The following is a 19,770-nucleotide window of genomic DNA, read 5'->3' on the forward strand; positions in this document are numbered from 1 at the left end:
AACGCCGCGACGGCTATGGCCGGTCGCGGCGCGGGTATTTCAGCTTCCGGAACGGGTTTTACTGGATCTGCCCGTGGCAATGCTTGAATTTCTTGCCCGAACCGCAGTAGCACAGCTCGTTACGGCCCAGCTTCTGCTCATTGCGGACCGGCACGGTGGCGAGGGCTACATCGACCTCTTCACCGAGAATTTCCGGTTGCTCGAGACCCGGGGCTTCATCATGCTGGAACTGCATGCGGGCGGCCAGGGCTTCAGCTTCCTGACGCAGGCGCGCTTCTTCTTCGATCGGATCTTCGCGGCGAACCTGAACGTGCGAGAGCACACGAATAGAGTCGCGTTTGATCGAATCGAGCAGCTCGGAGAACAGCGTGAACGACTCGCGCTTGTATTCCTGCTTCGGATTCTTCTGGGCGTAGCCACGCAAGTGGATGCCGTGACGCAGGTGATCCATGGTTGACAAGTGGTCTTTCCACAAATCATCCAGCACGCGCAGAACGATCTGCTTCTCGAAGGTGCGCAGCGCTTCCGCACCCGCCTGGTCTTCTTTCTCGTTGTAAGCGGCGATCAGCTCGTTCATCAGCTTCTCGCGCAGGGTTTCTTCGTACAGGTGGTCGTCTTCGTCCAGCCACTGCTGAATCGGCAACGTCACACCGAAGTCGCTCTGCAACGCAGCTTCCAGACCCGCTACGTCCCACTGCTCCGGCAACGATTGCGGTGGAATGTGCGCGCTGATGGTCGCGTTGAGCACGTCCTGACGGAAGTCGGCGATGGTCTCGCCTATATTGTCGGCGGCCAGCAACGTATTACGCATGTGATAGATCACTTTACGCTGTTCGTTGTTGACGTCATCGAACTCGAGCAACTGTTTGCGGATGTCGAAGTTGCGCCCTTCAACCTTGCGCTGGGCCTTCTCGATAGCGTTGGTCACCATGCGGTGCTCGATCGCTTCACCGGACTGCATGCCCAGCGCTTTCATGAAGTTCTTCACCCGGTCAGAGGCAAAAATACGCATCAGGCTGTCTTCCAGCGACAGGTAGAAACGGCTGGAACCGGCGTCACCCTGACGACCGGCACGACCACGCAGCTGGTTGTCGATCCGGCGCGATTCGTGACGCTCGGAAGCGATTACCTGCAAACCACCGGACTCGAGCACTTGCTGATGGCGTTTCTGCCAGTCGGCCTTGATCTGCGCGATCTGCTCCGGCGTCGGGTTGTCCAGCGAAGCCACTTCCACTTCCCAGTTACCGCCCAACAGGATGTCGGTACCACGACCGGCCATGTTGGTGGCGATGGTCAGTGCACCTGGACGACCCGCTTGGGCAATGATCTCGGCCTCCTTCTCGTGGAACTTGGCGTTCAAAACCTTGTGTTCGATGCCTTCCTTCTCGAGCAGATTGGACATGTGCTCGGACGTTTCGATGGTTGCAGTACCCACCAGCACCGGACGGCCCTGGGTCATGCATTCCTTGATGTCGTTGATGATTGCCGCGTACTTCTCGTCGGCCGTCAGGAACACCAGATCGTTGTAGTCCTTGCGCGCCAGCGGCCTGTTTGGCGGGATAACCATCACCGACAAACCGTAGATCTGGTGGAATTCGAATGCTTCGGTGTCCGCCGTACCGGTCATGCCGGACAGCTTGTTGTACAGGCGGAAATAGTTCTGGAACGTGGTCGATGCCAGGGTCTGGCTTTCGGCCTGGATGTTCAGCTCTTCCTTGGCCTCGATCGCCTGGTGCAGGCCCTCGGACAAACGACGGCCCGGCATGGTACGACCGGTGTGTTCGTCGACCAGTACGACCTGACCGTCCTGCACGATGTATTCAATGTTGCGATGGAACAGCTTGTGCGCACGCAGGCCGGCATAAACGTGAGTCAACAGGCCCAGATTGTGCGCCGAGTACAGGCTCTCGCCTTCAGCCAGCAGACCAACGCGAGTGAGCATGTCTTCGATGAACTGGTGACCGGCTTCGTTTAGCTCCACCTGACGAGTCTTCTCGTCAACGGTGTAGTGACCCGCCTTGGTGACTTCGCCTTCAACTTCCTCGACGTGCAACTCCAGCTGCGGGATCAGTTTGTTGATCTCGACATACATCTTCGAGCTGTCTTCGGCCTGACCGGAAATGATCAGCGGGGTACGCGCTTCGTCGATGAGGATGGAGTCGACTTCGTCGATCACGGCAAAATTGAGTTCGCGCTGGAATTTTTCTTCCATGCTGAACGCCATGTTGTCGCGCAGGTAGTCGAAACCGAATTCGTTGTTGGTGCCGTAGGTAATGTCGGCAGCGTAAGCCAGACGTTTCTCTTCAGGCGGCTGGAATGGCGTGACCACGCCGACCGACAGGCCGAGGAATTCATAGAGCGGGCGCATCCAGTTGGCGTCCCGGCGAGCCAGGTAGTCGTTCACCGTCACAACGTGCACGCCCTTGCCGGACAGTGCGTTGAGGTAAACACCCAGCGTCGCTACCAGGGTCTTGCCTTCACCGGTGCGCATTTCCGCGATCATGCCTTCATGCAAGGTCATGCCGCCGATCAGCTGGACATCGAAGTGACGCATACCCATGACGCGCTTACCGGCTTCGCGGGCGACCGCGAACGCTTCTGGCAGCAGTTTGTCGAGGGTTTCCCCTTTGGCGATGCGGGCCTTGAACTCGTCCGTCTTGGCACGCAATTGATCGTCCGAAAGGGCTACCATTTGCTCTTCGAAGGCATTGACGAGTTGCACCGTCTTGAGCATGCGTTTGACTTCACGCTCGTTCTTGCTTCCAAAAAGTTTCTTTAACAAAGGCGCAAACATATCGGCAGGATCTTCCACACTAAAGGGATGGAGGGCGGCCCCATGAGTCGCCCGAGCAGCCCTCATGGCCGCATGCGAACGAGCATTCTACCCGGAAACGGTGGTGAGGAAAGTGGCGTTATTCCACGATGCTGGCACAGCGCTGTGACGGGGCTCATTTAAAATAGGGGCTTTTTGCTGAACTTCAAGCCGTTCACGACAGAAGTTACTCATTGATTTAATGGGTAAACCCGGCGCAATGCAATGGGTCGGGTGGATCAGGCGCTTTCTGCTAAGATGGCCGCTCTGTTACTTCAGGTGTCTGATCATGGCATTTCGCCCTCTCACGGCCAGAGCACCCGCCGTTCTGCTTCGCGAAGCCAAACCGCTGAAAGCCATCTTCGGCCACGCTCAACGCCTGGGTCATTTACAACGTTTATTGGAAAGCCAGCTGCAGCCCGCCGCGCGCGAGCATTGCCATGTGGCATCCTGGCGCGAAGGCAGTTTGCTGTTGATTGTCACTGACGGCCATTGGGCCACTCGTTTGCGTTATCAGCAGAAGCGGCTGCAACGGCAATTGCAGATGTTTGATGAGTTTGCGAGTTTGACGCGGATATTGTTCAAGGTTCAGCCGCCAACTGTGCCGCAGGGTGCGGTGGGACATACGATGGATTTGTCGACCGATGCGGCCGCGACCATTCAGGCCACGGCCGACGGGATCAGCGATCCAAATCTGCGCGCTGCGCTGGAGCGGTTGGCGGCTCATGCCAAACCCAAGACATGAAGAATGTTTAATGTTGGGGATTCTGAGCTGCCAGGGGATCGAGGGTGTACTCGGTCCACTGTGTGAGCTGGCCTGCCGGCGATGGCCATGTCTTAGGCGCTTAGGGTTTGTTGGTGTGCACATCCGTTTCTTCGGTGATGGCGGCTATTGGTTCCGCTCTTACAGCGGGTCACTTGGAAGAGCGCCAAGTAACCAAGCGCTCTTGCCCCTGACGTCCGGTGGCTCGCTAGCGCTCGCCATGCCTTCGCTCCGGTCCTGTTTCCACTGATCTCATCCCGCAGATAGCGGGAGACCTGAGCAGCCTCAGCGCTTTTTACTGCCACCCAACAACGAACCCATCAACCCGCGCACCAACTGTCGGCCCAATTGATTCGCCGCCTGCCGCATCGCCGATTTCAGCGCCTGCCCTGCCGCTGTGCCGAGGAATTCGCCGGCCTTGTCGGTCAGGCTTGGCTCCTGTTTTTGCGGAACTGCCTGCGGATCAGGCGCAAGTCCTTTGCGTCCCATCAAAATTTCATAAGCCGACTCGCGATCGATCGGTTTGTCGTAGCGCCCCTTGAAGGGTGAACCGGCGATTAGCAGGGTGCGTTCGGTTTCGCTCAGCGGCCCGATCCGCGACTGCGGCGGAGCTATCAGCACGCGCTGGACCATTTCCGGCGTGCCCTTTTCCGTCAGCGTCCCCACCAGCGCTTCGCCGATTCCCAGTTCGGTCAAGACCGACAAGCTATCGAAGGCCGGATTCGGTCGAAAGCCATCCGCGACGGCACTTAGCGACTTCTGCTCCTTGGCCGTGAAGGCGCGCAAACCATGTTGAATTCGCAGCCCTAACTGAGCCAGCACGTCATCCGGTAAATCCCCCGGCGACTGCGTGACGAAGTACACACCCACGCCTTTCGAGCGAATCAGTCGCACCACTTGCTCAAGGCGTTCCTGCAAAGCTTTCGGGGTGTCGGCGAACAGTAAGTGCGCCTCATCAAAGAACAGCGCCAGCAGCGGTTTGTCGGCATCGCCACGCTCTGGCAGTTGCTCGAACAGTTCCGCCAGCAGCCACAACAGGAACGTCGCGTAGACCTTTGGCGCTTCGTGCACCAGGCGACTGGCGTCGAGCAAATGGATGCGCCCGCGACCGTCAGCGGCCGGCTGCAACATGTCTTCAAGTTGCAGCGCCGGTTCGCCAAACAGCGCGTCGGCGCCCTGCTGCTCCAGGGTCGCCAGACGCCGCAAGAGCGCCTGGCTGGAACCGGTGGTCATCAGCGCCGCGTCATCGCCGAGCAGTTCCGGGTTGTCACGCAAATGGTTGAGTAACGCCTTCAGGTCCTTGAGGTCGAGCAGCAACAAACCTTCGCGGTCCGCGACCTTGAACGCGGCATACAGCGCCGACTGCTGACTGTCGGTCAGCTCCAGAAGACTGCCTATCAGCAGCGGCCCCATTTCACTCAATGTAGTGCGCAACGGATGACCGGACTGACCGTGGATGTCCCACAGGGTGACCGGATAAGCCTGAGGTATATGGTTCAGCCAGGGCATGCCGGCGATGCGTTCGGCGACCTTGCCCTGAGGGTTGCCGGCTGCACCAAGCCCGCACAGGTCACCTTTGATGTCCGCCGCAAACACCGCCACACCGGCATCGCTGAAGGCTTCAGCCAAGCGTTGCAAGGTGACTGTCTTGCCGGTACCGGTGGCACCCGCGACCAGGCCATGACGGTTGGCGAGCCGCATGGCCTGGGCGATGGGCTGCCCCGCAGGATCAGCACCGATAAGGAATTGCGATGAGTCATGCATTTGGTCACCCATAGTTAATCTTTGATCCTTCACGGCCGATATAAAAGAGTGAAAGGCGTCGGTTATTCCCTAAGGAGAGGATGGAAGTATCAGCTTGTTTTCAATACCGCCCCCTCGCGTTCCTTTATAAAAGCACGCCTTGGGCATTAAGACCTTAGCGGACCCCATGCCATGAATAAAAATCTGCGCTTCAGCCATAAGATCCTGCTTGCCGCCGCCCTCATCGTCATGGCTGCTTTCGCCTTATTCACGCTGTACAACGATTATTTGCAGCGCAATGCCATTCGCGAAGATCTGGATAATTACCTCAACGAGATGGGCGACGTCACCGCCAGCAACATTCAGACCTGGCTGACCGGCCGTGTTCTGCTGATTGATAACCTCGCGCAGAACATTGCCATCAACCCGGAACCGGCCACCGTCAGCAGCCTGCTCGAGCAGAAAGCGCTGACGTCGACCTTCATGGCCTCCTACCTGGGCGATGCCACCGGCAGCTTCACCATCCGGCCTGACGCGAAGATGCCCGACGGTTTCGATCCACGCGTTCGCCCCTGGTACAAAGGTGCCGAAAGCAGCGGCACCGCCACCCTGACCGAACCGTACATTGATGCGGCGACCGGCCAGTTGATCATCTCTATCGCCACCCCGTCGAAAAAGGCTGGCCAGAGTGTCGGCGTGGTCGGCGGCGACCTCAGCCTGCAGACCCTGATCGACACCCTCAGCGCCCGCGACTTTGACGGCATGGGTTACGCCTTCCTGGTCAGTGCCGATGGCAAGATCCTGGTGCACCCGGACAAAACCCTGGTGATGAAGACCCTCGCCGAAGCGTACCCGGGTAATACACCGCGCATCAGCACCGACTTCAGTGAAATCGAGGTCGAGGGCAAAACCCGCATCGTCAATTTTACCCAGATCAAAGGCCTGCCATCGGTCAACTGGTACATCGGTCTGTCCGTGGATAAAGACAAAGCCTTTTCGATGCTCAGCGAATTTCGCACCTCGGCGGTGATCGCGACCATCATTGCTGTCGTTATCATCATCGCCTTGCTGGGCATGCTGATCCGCCTGCTGATCCAGCCGCTGCACGTCATGACTCGCGCGATGCAGGATATCGCCGACGGTGAAGGCGACCTGACCAAACGCCTGACCATCCAGAACAACGACGAGTTCGGCGTGCTCGGCACCGCGTTCAACCGCTTCGTGGAGCGCATCCACGGTTCGATCCGCGAAGTGTCGTCAGCCACCGGCCAGGTCAATGAAGTGGCGTTGCGCGTCGTGGCTGCTTCCAATTCCTCGATGTTCAACTCCGACCAGCAAGCCTCGCGCACCAGCAGCGTGGCAGCGGCGATCAATCAACTCGGCGCTGCGGCGCAGGAAATCGCGCGTAACGCCGCGCAGGCCTCGAGTCAGGCCAGCGATGCGCGCAGCCTCGCCGAAGATGGTCAGCAAGTGGTGGAGCGCAGCATTGCCGCGATGAACAAACTGTCGAGCATGCTCAGCGCTTCCAGCAGCAACATCGAATCGCTGAACAGCAAAACCGTGAACATCGGGCAGATTCTCGAAGTGATCACCAGTATCTCCCAGCAAACCAACCTGCTGGCGCTAAACGCCGCCATTGAAGCGGCACGCGCCGGTGAAGCCGGGCGCGGTTTTGCGGTGGTCGCGGATGAAGTGCGCAACCTCGCGCACCGCACGCAGGAATCGGCGCAACAGGTGCAGACCATGATCGAGGAGCTGCAGGTCGGCGCCCGCGAATCGGTAAGCACCATGGGCGACAGTCAACGCCACAGCCAGGACAGCGTCGACATCGCCAATCTGGCCGGTGAACGCTTGAACAGCGTGACACTGCGCATCGGTGAGATTGACGGGATGAACCAGTCGGTGGCGACGGCGACCGAGGAGCAGACGGCGGTGGTGGAGTCGATCAACGTCGACATTACCGAGATCAATACGCTTAACCAGGAAGGCGTGGAAAACCTGCACTCGACGTTGCGTGCCTGCTCCGATCTGGAGCAGCAGGCAGCGCGGCTGAAGCAGTTGGTGGGCAGCTTCCGCATCTAGCGTCAGAGCAGACGTCATCGCGGGCGAGTCGAATCGCCCGCGATGACGCCTGTGCATCCCGCGCGCCTCTCAAACCCTGTGTCAGCAAACCCCGAACGAACATCTATCCTTCATAAGGGTCAACCTAGGGAGACCAATGGACCGGAGGGATGTTCGCCGTGCATATCGCTGACATAACCATGTTCTACGCCCCTGCCAGCGGTGGCGTGCGCACTTATCTGGATGCCAAACACCGTCGTCTCGGGATCAAACCCGGCATTCGCCACAGCTTGCTGATACCCGGCGCCAACCTCACTGAACAGGATGGTGTCTACACGGTCCCCGCTCCCGCCCTGCCCTTCGGCAAAGGTTATCGCTTCCCCGTTCGCCTGGCGCCTTGGCGCAATGTCCTGCAGAACCTGCAGCCCGATCTGATTGAAGTCGGCGATCCATATCTCACCGCTTGGGCGGCACTTGATGCCCGGCGCCAGCTGGATGTTCCGGTGATCGGCTTTTATCATTCGGACTTGCCGCTATTGGCCAGCAATCGCATGGGCAACTGGGTAACGCCGAATGTCGAGGCCTATGTCCGCAAACTCTATGGCAATTTCGACCGGGTGCTCGCGCCGAGCCAGATCATGGCGGACAAATTGATCAGTCTCGGCGTGAGAAATGTGTTCGTGCAACCTCTCGGGGTCGACCTGCAGACGTTCAATCCAGCAGCGCGCGATCCTCAGTTACGCGCCGAACTGGGTATTGCAGAAGATGCGCACCTGCTGATTTTTGCCGGCCGCGGCTCCAAGGAAAAGAACCTGCCAGTATTGCTCGACTGTATCAAACACCTCGGGGGGCGCTATCACCTGGTCCTGGTGGGTTCGTCGATGCCGGCCGCAGTTCCGGATAACGTCACAGTGGTCGATGAATTCTGCCCGGCTGCACAGGTGGCGCGGTTGATGGCCAGTGCCGATGCGCTGCTGCACGCCGGCGATCAGGAAACCTTCGGGCTGGTAGTCCTCGAAGCCATGGCCTGCGGCATTCCAGTGATTGCCGTCGCTGCCGGGGCGTTTCAGGAAATCGTTACTGAACACTGTGGCGTGCTTTGCGCGCCGAACAACCCGTTGGCCATGGCTAACGCCGTGCGGGACTTGTTCAGCGTCGATGTCGCCACCTTGGGCAAACAGGCGCGCAGCCATGTCGAACGTCTTTACGCATGGGACGCAGTGGTTAACAGCTTGCTGGGCCATTACCATGCCGTGCTCGGCGATCAGTTGCCGATGATCGCCAATGGCTGAGTTTATGAACGCGCCCGCCGTTTTGTTGGTTTTACACGACGTGGCCCCGCAAACGTGGGACGACTATCAGCCGTTCGTGGAAGCTGTCGATGCTCTTGGCGCGGTACCAATGACGTGGCTGGTGGTGCCGGACTTCCACAAGCACAATGCACTGGACGCCCATCCGGCCTTTTGTCGTGTGCTCAGTGAACGCGTCGAGCGCGGCGATGAACTGGCATTGCACGGTTACTTCCATTGCGACGAGGGCCCGATGCCCGGCACGCCGCGTGACTGGTTCATGCGCCGTGTCTATACCCACGAAGGTGAGTTTTACAGTCTGTCCTGTGAGGACGCGCTCGCCCGCCTGCACGCCGGTATCGATATGTTCAAACGTCACCACTGGCCACTTGAAGGCTTTGTCGCGCCCGCCTGGCTGATGAGCGATGGCACCCGCGAAGCCTTGCGCGTGTTACCGTTGAGCTACACCAGCGATCCGCAGCACTTGTATCGGCTGCCGGATTTTTCCGTGATTGATGCGCCGGGACTGGTGTGGAGTGCGCGCAGTGCCTGGCGTCGCGGCGTGTCAAAGCTGCTCAGCGACCAGCGCGAACAGCGCTGGCGACAGGCGTCGGTGATTCGCCTGGGCCTGCATCCGGTGGACATGCGTCATGAATTTTCACGTAATTATTGGCTGCGCACTCTTAAACGTCTGCTCGATGAAGGGCGTATGCCAATGACCAAGGCCGGCTGGCTGGCATCGCAAGATGCAATAGTGGGGCGCGTAGCGTGAGTCGCGGGGTTCTGTTGTGCATTGCCTTGCTGGTTGCGGTGATGATTCCGGCCTTGCTGGGCGGTAATGAAACCTGGTATCGCCTGCAAAGTTTTCCGCTGCACTGGTTGTTGATCATGTTCGCCATGATTTTGCTGTGCTGGGTGCTGAACTCGATGCGCCTGCGTCTGTTGCTGGGCGAGGAGCGCAGCAAAGTCAGCCGGCGCAAAAGTCTGGCGGTGGTAATGGCTGCCGAGTTCGCCTACTGCGCGACGCCCGGTGGCAGCGGTGGCCCGCTGACCATCATGGCGCTCCTGGCACGCCAGGGTGTACGACCTGCTCGGGGCAGCGCGGTGTTTGCGATGGACCAACTGAGCGACCTGCTGTTTTTCCTCTGTGCGCTGATCGGGATCCTGATTTACGCCTTGTTCCAACACCTCAGCCAGCGCATGGAGTGGCTGCTGACGGTCAGCGCGGTTTCGATGTTCGGCGGGTTGTTGGGTTGCCTTTTCGTCGCCCGTTACCACCGTTTGTTGATCCGCCTGAGCGGGCGTCTGCTGGCGCGGCTTAACGTCAAAGCAGCGACACGTATGCGCTGGGCGCGAAAACTCCTGCATTTTCTGTCAGCGTTTACCGACACCTTACGCTTGCCAATGCAGACATTGATCACGGTATTTGCGCTGACCTGTTTACATTGGGGGCTGCGTTACAGCGTGTTGTATCTGGCCTTGCGCGGGCTGGGGGCGGATGTGCAATGGGCCTGGAGCTTTTTGATTCAAATGCTTTCGCTGAGTGCCGGGCAGTTCAGCCTGCTGCCGGGTGGCGCCGGCGCAGCGGAGCTGACCTCGGCGGCGCTGTTGGCGCCAATGGTGGGAAAATCCACGGCCGCGGCGGCAATCCTGATCTGGCGGGCGGTGACGTATTACTTTTATCTGCTGGTAGGCGGGCCGGTGTTTTTGCTGATGCTGGGGCGGCCGCTGTTGAAGAAACTGATGAGGTTCAAGCAGGTTTAGTTGGGTTTGTTATTCCTGCGTTGTGTACGCAAACTCTGTAGGAGGAACTGAGCTTGCTCGCGATAGCAGTGTGTCAGGCGACCTCCTGACCGCACCGTCTGATTTTACGACTGCTCTGCAGCCGGACGCAGGCTGCGCCAGCTGCTACGGGGTTTTGTGGTGCTGCGCAGATTTGGCGCAACGCCTGGGAGCCAGGTCGGCTATCAGGCCGCCTCGGCGGCTGTGGCGGTGAGCGGCCCGTCGGGAGGCTGAGTGGAGGTTCTGCGCAGTGGGTAACCCGGCATGGGTACCCGGTTAGGCGCGCAAGGCCAAGGATGGCCGATCGCGCCGGGCCCACGGAGCAGGACCGGAGCGAAGGCATGGCGAGCCTTAGCGAGCCACCGGACGTCAGGGGCAAGAGCCCTTGGTTACTTGGGGCCGGGCCGCGTAGGCTTTTCCAAGTGACTCGCCGTAAGGGCGAAACCAATAGCCGCCCTTATCGCCGCAATGGTATGTACACCAAAAAAACTTACGCGCCCAAGACGCAGCCATCGCTGGCAAGCCAGCTCCTACAGGGGACCGAGTACACCTTGTAGAATCCAGCAACATGGAAGAACGCCTTCGCAAGCAAGCTTCGCTCCTACGTGGGCTGATCATCCCCGGACTCACCCCCCGCCTCAGGATGCAAAGCCTCCCACAAGGCCTCAGCCCCTGGAAACTCCGTACCGTCCTCCGCGCTCAGGTCATCCGGATCGTAACGGCTCAAACACCCCTCGCCCAGCGTCGCAGGGGCCCGGGCGGTCGCTTTGTCCAGTGGGTCGGCCATGATCAAATCCTCATACAGAAACGGCGAAGGGCCTGAGGCGATTGAACGCCCAGGCCCTTCGAATTTCAACCCTGTCGCGCGCCTATCAGAACACGACGGTCTTGTTGCCATGCACCAGCACCCGGTCTTCGAGGTGATAACGCAGGCCGCGCGCCAACACCATCTTCTCGACATCGCGACCGAAACGCACCATGTCTTCGATGCTGTCGCTGTGGCTGACACGTACCACGTCCTGCTCGATGATCGGGCCGGCGTCCAGCTCCTCGGTCACGTAGTGACAGGTAGCACCGATCAGCTTTACACCACGCAGCGACGCCTGGTGATACGGCTTGGCGCCAACAAACGAAGGCAGAAAACTGTGGTGGATATTGATCACCTGGTGAGCATATTCGCGGCACAATGCCGGCGGCAGGATCTGCATGTAACGGGCAAGTACCACGACTTCGGCATCGTGCTGTTTGACCAGGCGCGAGACTTCGGCAAACGCCGGCTCCTTGTCCTGCGGATTGACCGGCACATGGTAATAAGGAATGCCGTGCCACTCGACCATGCTGCGCAAGTCGTCATGGTTGGAAATCACACAAGAGATTTCGCAGTCCAGTTCATCGCTGTGCCAGCGGTGCAATAGATCAGCCAGGCAGTGAGATTCACGGCTGGCCATCAGCACCACACGTTTTTTCTGCGCAGTGTCGGTGATGCGCCAGTCCATGGAAAACGCTTCGGCGATCGGCGCAAACGCTTCGCGGAGTGCTTCGATGCCGAATGGCAGCGAGTCGGCACGAATTTCGTGACGCATGAAGAACCAGCCGCTCTGATTATCCGAGTGGTGGCTCGCTTCAGTGATCCAGCCGTTATGGGACGCCAGAAAGTTACTGACTTGAGCAACGATGCCGACGCGGTCCGGGCAAGCAATCACTAGCCGAAAGGTGCGCATGAGGGGGAGACTCCAGAACTTCGCAAAGGCCGCCATTCTAGCGATTGCGCGGCAAAACTGCAGTATTGATCAAGCATTTGCTGCAAACGGATCGACGCAGCAGACCCGGCAGATACACATTTTCCCGGAAGAAGTGTTTTTGATGTGGATCTCCACAAACCCAATTGTGAAGATCTGTGTTGCACTATTTAACTGCGCCTGCAATTGGTCGTCTGTACATAGCCAACAAATTAAATAAACACGTGTTAAATGTTTACTTGATGAAACAGCCTGACTATTATTGCCGCACTGTAACCTGCCACCCAGCGTCCAACATAAGGTAGTCCCAATGTCCTTGATCAACGAATATCGCGCCACCGAAGAAGCTATCAAAGAGCTGCAAGCCCGTTTGAAGAATCTTTCCCAAGACGACAAACTGCAAACCGAGCTGGAATTTGAAGGCAAATTGCGCACCTTGATGGGCGAATACTCCAAGTCCCTGCGTGACATCATCGCGCTGCTGGATCCGGAATCCAAAAGCAAGGCTCCACGCGGTGGCGCGGTAAAAACTACCGGCACCAAGCGCGCGCGCAAAGTTAAACAATACAAAAACCCGCATAACGGTGAAGTCATCGAAACCAAAGGTGGCAACCACAAGACTCTGAAAGAGTGGAAAGCCAAGTGGGGCGGTGATGTGGTCGAAGGCTGGGCGACTCTGCTGGGCTAAGCCACTGATGGCGCACCAAAAAAAACGCCAGCAAATGCTGGCGTTTTTTTATGCCTGAGTTTCAGCCCTGCCGTGACAGGTTCGAGGTTCAGAGACTCAAACGTGTGCGCAATGCTTCGACATAATTACGCCATTCACTCAGAACCTCCTTCTGAAAAGGCGTAGCAGTAATATCCAGTTGCGCAGCTGCCTCTATGAAAGATTTCAGCGTATTGGGTGCGCCCCATTGCGGATCTGACAGACGCTGCTGACAGAACAAACGCCAACGTTCCTGTTCTTCGAAATTCAACGTATCGGGGAAGTTGCGGGCGCGATATCGAAACAATAGTTCAGGCAAACGTTCATCATCGAACGGCCAATGCTCTTGTGCTAATTGTGCAGGTTCAGCGGACCTGACTTGCTCGCATAAACGTCTATCTCGATCGCCGATAAAACCGTCGTATAACTGTTGTTCAGGATCAGCGCTCTGAGAAAAATCCTCGCCGGCATAAATCGCCTGCACTTTATCTCGCCAGATTTCCTGTGCGTCACTTAGCCGCAGTGTTCGCTCACGCTCAAGCGCCATATCCAGTCCGAGTCGTTGTCGATCTGCGACACGCAGCACGGACAGCGGTGCCACCACCGGGCACTTGTTGATGTGAATGAGTTTGAGCGGCACCGGCAACTCGCCCTCTGCCAGATCATCACGGCGTGTATATAAACGTTGGCGCAACGTTTCTGCATCCAGATCAAGCAAAGCCTGGGGATCCAGATGCAGGTCACAGACAATCAAGGCGTTTTTGTTGCGCGGGTGCCACGCCAGCGGGAGCACCACACCGAGATAACTGCGCGCCGCCGAAAACCGTCCGCAAATGTGCACCATCGGCTGCAGCAATCGAATCTGATCCATCACCCTCGACTTACTGCGCAGCTGGAATAACCAGTCATACAGCTTCGGTTGTTTTTCCCGGATCAATCGAGCGAGGGCAATGGTCGCGCGAACATCGGACATTGCTTCGTGGGCATTGCCATGATCAATACCGTTGGCGGCGGTCAGACGCTCGAGTTTCAGCGTGACGCGGCCCTCTTCATCCCTCGGCCAGACAATGCCGTCGGGACGCAGGGCATAGGCCGCACGCACCACATCAATCAGATCCCAGCGGCTGTTACCGCCCTGCCACTCGCGAGCATAGGGATCGAAAAAATTGCGATACAAGCTGTAGCGAGTCATTTCATCGTCGAAACGCAAGGTGTTGTAACCCGCGCCGCAGGTCCCCGGAGCCGCCAGTTGCGCATGCACCCGCGTCATGAAATCCGCTTCACTCAAACCCTGCTCCGCTAGACGTGCGGGGGTAATGCCGGTGATCGCACAGGCCGCCGGATGCGGCAGGATGTCGTCACCAAGCCGGCAGTAGAGATTGACCGGTTCGTCTATTTCATTGAGATCGAAATCGGTGCGAATCCCCGCTACCTGCAGCGGGCGGTCGCAGCGGGGATTAATACCCGTCGTTTCATAGTCGTACCAGAAGATCGAGGTCACGGGCCATTCCTGAACTGAAGATGGACAAAGTCTAGGCGTTCACGTCCTGCCACGACCAGCGTCTCGTGATGCCATGACTTCCAGCAACGCACCATCCAATACATAGTTATGTCGTTTTCCCCCGAGAGACTGCTAGCATCGGGCGCACAGAGAGTTTCCGTTCAGGCCCCGACATCAGGTTGCCCATGCTCGATTGCACAGCACGGCCAGGAAAAGCGACGTCGCCCCCGCCACTGGATACGCGGTATCAGGTTGAAACGCCGGAAGGCATTGACCTGCCATTGCGCCCGGCGGGGTTGATGGTGCGCGCACTGGCTTTTTTCATCGACCTTGGTGTGCGCGGGCTGATTCTGGGCGTGCTCTTCGTTGTCCTGGCATTCCTCGGCAAGCTTGGCGCCGGGCTCGGTTCGATTCTGTTGTTCGTTGTCAGCTGGTGGTACATGGTGCTGTTTGAAGTGCTCAATCAAGGACGCTCACCGGGCAAGCTCTGGATGGGTCTGCAAGTGGTGCAGGATGACGGCACGCCAATCGGCTGGTCCGCATCGCTGGTGCGCAACCTGTTGCGATTTGTCGACATTTTGCCGTTCGGCTATTTTCTGGGTGCTATCAGCTGCCTGCACCATGCCAGCTTCAAACGCCTGGGCGATCTCGCCGCCGGTACGCTGGTGATCTACCGCGAACACCCGGTGACCCGCCCGCAGCTGCCCGAAGCCGAACCAAGATCTGCTGCGGTCACGCTGACGCTGAACGAACAACGCGCCATTCTCAATTTTGCCGAACGTCAAGGCGAACTCACCGCAGCGCGGGTCAGCGAACTGGCGACGATCCTCGCCAAACCCATGCAGGTCGCGGCTCCCCGCGCAGTGGCGGAACTCAACGGCATCGCCCGCGGGCTGTTGGGCAGCGCATGAAGCAAAGCCTGTTTGAGAGTCGCCATAAAGCTGAATGGGAGCGGTTTGCCCTGATGCTCGAGAGGCTGGAACGAAGCAAGGACACCTCCCGCCTCGCCAGTTTTGCCAAGGATTACCGACGACTTTGTCAGCACCTCGCCCTGGCTCAAGAACGCGGTTACAGCAGTTTCCTGATCGACTCTTTACAGCAGCAGGTGCTGCGCGGGCATCAACAGCTTTATCGACATCGCAGCCGCCTGGGTGCCAATGTCGTGGCATTCATACTCGCCGATTTTCCGCGACTGGTTCGTCAGCAGTGGCGCTTTGTGCTGGCCGCCAGCCTGCTGTTTTTTGGCAGTCTGGTCGGCTTTGCCCTGTTGGTCTTCCTGTTCCCGGACCTGGTCTACAACCTGATCCCGGCCGAACAGGTCAGCCAGATGCAAGCCATGTACGACCCCGAAGGCGGGCACCTGGGCCGCTCGGCCGACCGGGCAGCCAGTGAAGACTGGGTGATGTTCGGGTTCTACATCATGCACAACATCGGCATCGCGTTTCAAACCTTCGCCAGCGGTCTGCTGTTTGGCCTGGGCAGTGTCTTCTTCCTGCTTTACAACGGTTTGATGATCGGCGCAGTGGCCGGGCATCTGACGCAGATTGGCTATGGCCAGACGTTCTGGTCGTTCGTGATCGGGCACGGCGCGTTCGAACTCAGCGCGATTGCCCTGGCAGGCGCCGCCGGATTGCAACTGGGCTGGGCCCTGATCGCGCCGGGCCGTTTGCCGCGGGCCGAAGCGCTGCGATTGGCGGCGCGGCAAAGTATTGTGCTGATTTGCGGGGTCATGCTGTTTCTGCTGATTGCAGCGTTTGTAGAGGCTTACTGGTCGTCCATGAGCGAGCCTGCGCCGCTTGCCAAATATCTGGTCGGCGCACTGCTCTGGATATTGGTCGCCACGTATCTGCTGTTTGCCGGACGGTCACGCCATGCGCCTGAGTGACGCGACAATGGTCATCCGCCCCCGCCCGACCTGGGAAGCCATGGACCTGGGGGTATTGTTGAGCCAGCGCCACCGACGGCTGCTGATGACCAGTTGGGCGATCATCACCGTGCCGGTATTCGCCTTGCTCAGCCTGGTTTTGTGGGATTCACCGTCGCTGGCGGTGTTCATCTTCTGGTGGCTCAAGCCGGCATTCGAACGGTTACCGCTGTACATCCTTTCTTCGGCGATGTTCGGAGAAACGCCGACGTTGGGTCAGGCACTGCGCCAGTGGCCGCGACTGCTCAAGCCGCAATTGCTGGCAAGCCTGACCTGGCGGCGCTTGAGCCTGACGCGCAGTTTCCTGCTGCCCGTGATGCAGCTCGAAGGGCTGAGCGGCGACGAACGACAACAGCGGCTGCAGGCATTGGTGCAGCGCGACGCAGGTACCGCGAGGTGGCTGACGATCATCGGCGTGCATCTGGAAACCGCGCTGTGGATCGGCCTGATGCTGCTGTTTTACCTGTTGCTGCCGCAGCAGATCGAGCTCGACTGGAGCTGGCAACGTTTGCTCTCGGTCGCGTCGCAGGACTGGCTCTGGCTGGAACACCTGACGAATGTGTTCTACCTGCTGGTTCTGGTGGTGTGGGAACCCGTCTACGTCGCCTGCGGGTTTAGTCTGTATCTGAATCGGCGCACGGTGCTCGAAGCTTGGGATATCGAATTGGTGTTTCGCCGCCTGCGTCAGCGCCTGAGTGGCGCGGCCTTGATTGTGCTGCTGGGCACTGGTGCGCTGTTGCCGCTCGGTCAAAACGCGTGGGCCGCTGAGCCAGTCGTGACGCCAGAGTCTGCGCGGCTTCTCTCGCAGCCTTTGACCAGTCAGGGGGCACAGGACAGCATCAGGGCAATCCTCGACCAGCCTCCGTTCAAAAACAGGGAAACGGTCACCCATTATCGCTTTAGCGAGGATCAGCCCGCTGCCGATGCAGCGGACAGAGGCAAGGTGCCGCTATGGCTGAAAACCTTGTTCGGCCTGCTTGACGGCCAACACTTCAGTGCAGCTGCAACGCTGATTGAAGTGGCGTTGTGGACGGCGTTGATTGCGGGAATCGGCCTGTTGGTCTGGCGCTATCGGGAGTGGCTGCAGGCGTTCGTCAGCCGCCGTCCGGTGGAGAAACCCCGACTCGTCGCGCAGCCAGGGCCGCGACAAGCGTTCGGCTTGGATCTCAACCGCGACACCCTGCCTGGCGACATTGCCAGCAGCGCCGAGCAACTCTGGCAAAGCCACCCGCGCGAGGCACTCGGTTTGCTTTACCGCGCTCTGCTCAGCCACTTGCTGCACGATCACAACATGCCTTTGAGCGCTGCTGATACCGAGAGCGAGGTGCTGCGGCGCGTCGAACGACTGCAGCAACCCGCTTTGCTGGCGTTCAGCCAAGCGCTGACGACACACTGGCAGAACATGGCGTACGGGCATCAACTGCCGCCCGAGCACATGCAATATGAACTGTGTGATGGCTGGCGCGCCCTGTTTGGCCCGGGAGGCGCAGGTTGAACCGGCGATTATGGCTGTCGGTCGCCCTGGTTGCAGGCGTTTTGTGCTGCGCATTGAGCGTTTGGCTGTACCTGAAGGCGACACCCTATCAGGCAGAAATCGACCATGGCCCGGCGCCCGAGGCACAGGCCAACCCCTATCTGGCCGCCGAGCATTTCCTGCGCAAACAGGGCCTTGCCGTCAGCCATGCCAACAGCCTGGATGTGTTGCCGACGCTGGAACCCCATCATAACAGTCTGCTGTTGCTCGGCGAACGATCCAGCATGTCGCCGCGCCAGGTCGATCAGGTGTTGAACTGGACCCGCGCCGGCGGCCGTCTGCTGTTTGTCGCCGAAGCATTGTGGGACGAAAAGCTCGGTCAGAGCGACGACCTGCTACTGGACCGGGTGCAGTTGCATCAGTCAATGAGTAAAGACCTCAAGGATCCACCGCCTGACACCCGCGGCGAGCCGCTGCCAAAACTGACCAAGCTCTATCTCGAAGATGAAGACGCCCCGGCCTACGCCGGTTTCGACACCGCGTTCCATCTTGACGACCCGAAGAACCTCGCCCAAGCCTGGGCCAACAGTGGCAAGGGTACGCACATGATGCAACTCGCTCATGGCCTGGGCTCGATCATCGTTGTCACTGACGCCGAACTGTGGAAAACCCCAGCCATCGATCACTATGACAACGCCTGGCTGCTCTGGTACCTCACCGCTGATACCCACGTGACGCTGCTGTTCAACACGGAGCACGACGGCCTGCCGACCTTGCTGCTGCGTTACTTCCCGCAAGCTCTGGTTGCGCTGATCGCTCTTATCGGCCTGATCGGCTGGCATTTCGGCGTGCGTCACGGGCCATTGATTGAACCGGCACCGAAAGCGCGCCGACAACTTCAGGAACACCTGCGCGCGAGCGCTGAATTCATGCTGCGCCACAGCGGTCAGGAGAGCCTTCTGCAGACCTTGCAGCAAGACATCCTGCGTCGCGTCCGGCACCGACATCCCGGTTATGACCAGCTCGGCGTCGCCGAACAATGGTTGGTGCTCGCACGTCTGAGCGGTCAACCCACACGCGCTATCAGCCAGGCCATGAGCCCACGACCGAAGCAGCGGCTTTCCAGCGTTGAATTCAGCCGTCAGGTCGCCCACCTGCAAACCTTGAGGAATGCGTTATGAGTGAACAGATCGAGCCCGGCGCACCCAGCCACGCCGCGCAACAACGTCAGCGCGCAAGTCAGCTGGCGCAGGCTGTCAGGGCTGAATTGCAGAAAGCCGTCATCGGTCAGAACAGCGTGGTCGACGACGTATTGACCGCCCTGATCGCCGGCGGTCATGTACTGCTCGAAGGGGTTCCGGGGCTGGGCAAGACCTTATTGGTGCGCGCCCTCGCCCGCTGTTTCGGCGGTGAGTTCGCACGTATTCAGTTCACCCCTGACCTGATGCCCAGCGACGTCACCGGGCATGCGGTGTACGACTTGCAGACCGAGCAGTTCAAATTGCGCAAGGGACCGCTGTTCACCAACCTGCTGCTGGCCGACGAAATCAACCGCGCCCCGGCGAAAACCCAGGCGGCGCTACTCGAAGCCATGCAGGAACGGCAAGTCACCCTCGAAGGCCGCGCGCTGCCGATTGCGCAACCGTTCATGGTGCTCGCCACGCAGAATCCGATCGAGCAGGAAGGCACCTATCCATTACCGGAAGCCGAGCTCGATCGCTTCATGCTCAAGGTGCGCATGGACTACCCCGACGCCGATCAGGAACTGGACATGGTCCGTCAGGTCAGCCGCTCGACCCGCGCCGACATGCTCGATGTGCAACCGCTGCGCACGGTACTGCAGGCCAAGGATGTGCTGGCCCTGCAACGTATCGCCAGCGATTTGCCGCTGGACGATCAGGTGCTTGATTACGCCGTGCGCCTGGCCCGTACTACCCGCAGCTGGCCCGGCCTGATGCTGGGCGCCGGGCCTCGAG

At 59.2% G+C, this 19,770-nt stretch carries 16 protein-coding genes; 11 read left to right on the plus strand and 5 right to left on the minus strand.

From position 1 onward, the window contains the following. Window positions 1-58: 58 nt before the first annotated feature. A complete protein-coding gene (gene secA / locus F8N12_RS13205) occupies window positions 59-2,794 on the minus strand; it encodes a preprotein translocase subunit SecA (RefSeq protein ID WP_150580811.1) in 2,736 nt (911 codons plus the stop codon). A gap of 307 nt (window positions 2,795-3,101) precedes the next feature. Here secA and F8N12_RS13210 point away from each other — a divergent pair, with 307 nt between their 5' ends. Further along, window positions 3,102-3,557 carry a DUF721 domain-containing protein gene (locus F8N12_RS13210; RefSeq protein WP_150580812.1) on the plus strand — a complete coding sequence of 152 codons (456 nt, stop codon included), beginning with the start codon at window positions 3,102-3,104 and terminating at the stop codon, window positions 3,555-3,557. A 303-nt stretch (window positions 3,558-3,860) separates the two neighbouring features. Here F8N12_RS13210 and F8N12_RS13220 read toward each other — a convergent pair whose 3' ends face one another. Then, complete coding sequence (locus F8N12_RS13220; RefSeq protein ID WP_150580828.1) at window positions 3,861-5,339, minus strand: helicase HerA-like domain-containing protein; 1,479 nt, start codon at window positions 5,337-5,339, stop codon at window positions 3,861-3,863. A gap of 171 nt (window positions 5,340-5,510) precedes the next feature. Here F8N12_RS13220 and F8N12_RS13225 point away from each other — a divergent pair, with 171 nt between their 5' ends. From F8N12_RS13225 to F8N12_RS13240, 4 genes are all read left to right on the plus strand, one after another. Beyond that, window positions 5,511-7,400 carry a methyl-accepting chemotaxis protein gene (locus tag F8N12_RS13225; protein WP_150580813.1) on the plus strand — a complete coding sequence of 630 codons (1,890 nt, stop codon included), beginning with the start codon at window positions 5,511-5,513 and terminating at the stop codon, window positions 7,398-7,400. Between the two features lie 149 nt (window positions 7,401-7,549). Next, entirely contained in the window at window positions 7,550-8,671 is a 1,122-nt protein-coding gene (locus F8N12_RS13230) for a glycosyltransferase family 4 protein (protein WP_150580814.1), read from the plus strand. After that, entirely contained in the window at window positions 8,664-9,440 is a 777-nt protein-coding gene (locus F8N12_RS13235) for a DUF2334 domain-containing protein (RefSeq protein ID WP_150580815.1), read from the plus strand. The genes F8N12_RS13230 and F8N12_RS13235 overlap by 8 nt, the downstream gene beginning before the upstream one ends. Next, the gene (locus tag F8N12_RS13240) at window positions 9,437-10,432 is read left to right on the plus strand and encodes a lysylphosphatidylglycerol synthase transmembrane domain-containing protein (RefSeq protein ID WP_150580816.1); all 996 of its coding nucleotides are present in this window, start codon (window positions 9,437-9,439) and stop codon (window positions 10,430-10,432) included. Before F8N12_RS13235 ends, F8N12_RS13240 begins: the two co-directional genes overlap by 4 nt. A 619-nt stretch (window positions 10,433-11,051) precedes the next feature. Here F8N12_RS13240 and F8N12_RS13250 read toward each other — a convergent pair. Beyond that, window positions 11,052-11,237 carry a hypothetical protein gene (locus tag F8N12_RS13250; protein WP_150580818.1) on the minus strand — a complete coding sequence of 62 codons (186 nt, stop codon included), beginning with the start codon at window positions 11,235-11,237 and terminating at the stop codon, window positions 11,052-11,054. A gap of 85 nt (window positions 11,238-11,322) precedes the next feature. Beyond that, window positions 11,323-12,171 (minus strand): formyltetrahydrofolate deformylase, encoded by an 849-nt coding sequence (gene purU, locus F8N12_RS13255; RefSeq protein WP_150580819.1) that lies wholly within the window; start codon window positions 12,169-12,171, stop codon window positions 11,323-11,325. Between the two features lie 328 nt (window positions 12,172-12,499). On the opposite strand from purU, the gene mvaT reads away from it, so the two are divergent. Further along, window positions 12,500-12,877, plus strand: coding sequence for a histone-like nucleoid-structuring protein MvaT (mvaT, locus tag F8N12_RS13265; protein ID WP_007945872.1), 378 nt, complete (start codon window positions 12,500-12,502; stop codon window positions 12,875-12,877). A gap of 88 nt (window positions 12,878-12,965) precedes the next feature. Here the strand turns inward: mvaT and sbcB are convergent, their stop codons facing one another. Continuing rightward, window positions 12,966-14,396, minus strand: coding sequence for an exodeoxyribonuclease I (gene sbcB / locus F8N12_RS13270; RefSeq protein WP_150580821.1), 1,431 nt, complete (start codon window positions 14,394-14,396; stop codon window positions 12,966-12,968). A gap of 185 nt (window positions 14,397-14,581) precedes the next feature. On the opposite strand from sbcB, the gene F8N12_RS13275 reads away from it, so the two are divergent. The 5 genes from F8N12_RS13275 to F8N12_RS13295 all read left to right on the plus strand — a co-directional run. Continuing rightward, window positions 14,582-15,307, plus strand: a complete 726-nt coding sequence (locus tag F8N12_RS13275; RefSeq protein ID WP_150580822.1) for an RDD family protein — start codon at window positions 14,582-14,584, stop codon at window positions 15,305-15,307. Further along, window positions 15,304-16,281: a stage II sporulation protein M gene (locus tag F8N12_RS13280; protein WP_150580823.1), complete on the plus strand. Its 978-nt coding sequence runs from the start codon at window positions 15,304-15,306 to the stop codon at window positions 16,279-16,281. The genes F8N12_RS13275 and F8N12_RS13280 overlap by 4 nt, the downstream gene beginning before the upstream one ends. Beyond that, a complete protein-coding gene (locus F8N12_RS13285) occupies window positions 16,268-17,815 on the plus strand; it encodes a DUF4129 domain-containing protein (RefSeq protein WP_150580824.1) in 1,548 nt (515 codons plus the stop codon). Before F8N12_RS13280 ends, F8N12_RS13285 begins: the two co-directional genes overlap by 14 nt. Next, on the plus strand, window positions 17,812-18,975 hold the full coding sequence (locus F8N12_RS13290) for a DUF4350 domain-containing protein (protein WP_150580825.1): 1,164 nt from the start codon (window positions 17,812-17,814) through the stop codon (window positions 18,973-18,975). The genes F8N12_RS13285 and F8N12_RS13290 overlap by 4 nt, the downstream gene beginning before the upstream one ends. Then, the coding region (locus F8N12_RS13295; protein ID WP_150580826.1) for an AAA family ATPase at window positions 18,972-19,770 on the plus strand (799 nt) is incomplete at its 3' end. The genes F8N12_RS13290 and F8N12_RS13295, both read left to right, overlap by 4 nt.

The organism is Pseudomonas fluorescens (assembly GCF_902497625.1).
In the GTDB taxonomy this organism is placed as follows: domain Bacteria; phylum Pseudomonadota; class Gammaproteobacteria; order Pseudomonadales; family Pseudomonadaceae; genus Aquipseudomonas; species Aquipseudomonas fluorescens_BQ.

Coding starts and splice junctions, on each gene's coding strand:
- F8N12_RS13285 (WP_150580824.1), top strand. CDS start 16,268: ATGCGCCTGAGTGACGCGACAATGGTCATCCGCCCCCGCCCGACCTGG.
- F8N12_RS13225 (WP_150580813.1), top strand. CDS start 5,511: ATGAATAAAAATCTGCGCTTCAGCCATAAGATCCTGCTTGCCGCCGCC.
- purU (WP_150580819.1), bottom strand. CDS start 12,171: ATGCGCACCTTTCGGCTAGTGATTGCTTGCCCGGACCGCGTCGGCATC.
- F8N12_RS13235 (WP_150580815.1), top strand. CDS start 8,664: ATGGCTGAGTTTATGAACGCGCCCGCCGTTTTGTTGGTTTTACACGAC.
- secA (WP_150580811.1), bottom strand. CDS start 2,794: ATGTTTGCGCCTTTGTTAAAGAAACTTTTTGGAAGCAAGAACGAGCGT.
- F8N12_RS13250 (WP_150580818.1), bottom strand. CDS start 11,237: ATGGCCGACCCACTGGACAAAGCGACCGCCCGGGCCCCTGCGACGCTG.
- F8N12_RS13210 (WP_150580812.1), top strand. CDS start 3,102: ATGGCATTTCGCCCTCTCACGGCCAGAGCACCCGCCGTTCTGCTTCGC.
- F8N12_RS13275 (WP_150580822.1), top strand. CDS start 14,582: ATGCTCGATTGCACAGCACGGCCAGGAAAAGCGACGTCGCCCCCGCCA.
- F8N12_RS13230 (WP_150580814.1), top strand. CDS start 7,550: ATGTTCGCCGTGCATATCGCTGACATAACCATGTTCTACGCCCCTGCC.
- F8N12_RS13220 (WP_150580828.1), bottom strand. CDS start 5,339: ATGCATGACTCATCGCAATTCCTTATCGGTGCTGATCCTGCGGGGCAG.
- F8N12_RS13280 (WP_150580823.1), top strand. CDS start 15,304: ATGAAGCAAAGCCTGTTTGAGAGTCGCCATAAAGCTGAATGGGAGCGG.
- mvaT (WP_007945872.1), top strand. CDS start 12,500: ATGTCCTTGATCAACGAATATCGCGCCACCGAAGAAGCTATCAAAGAG.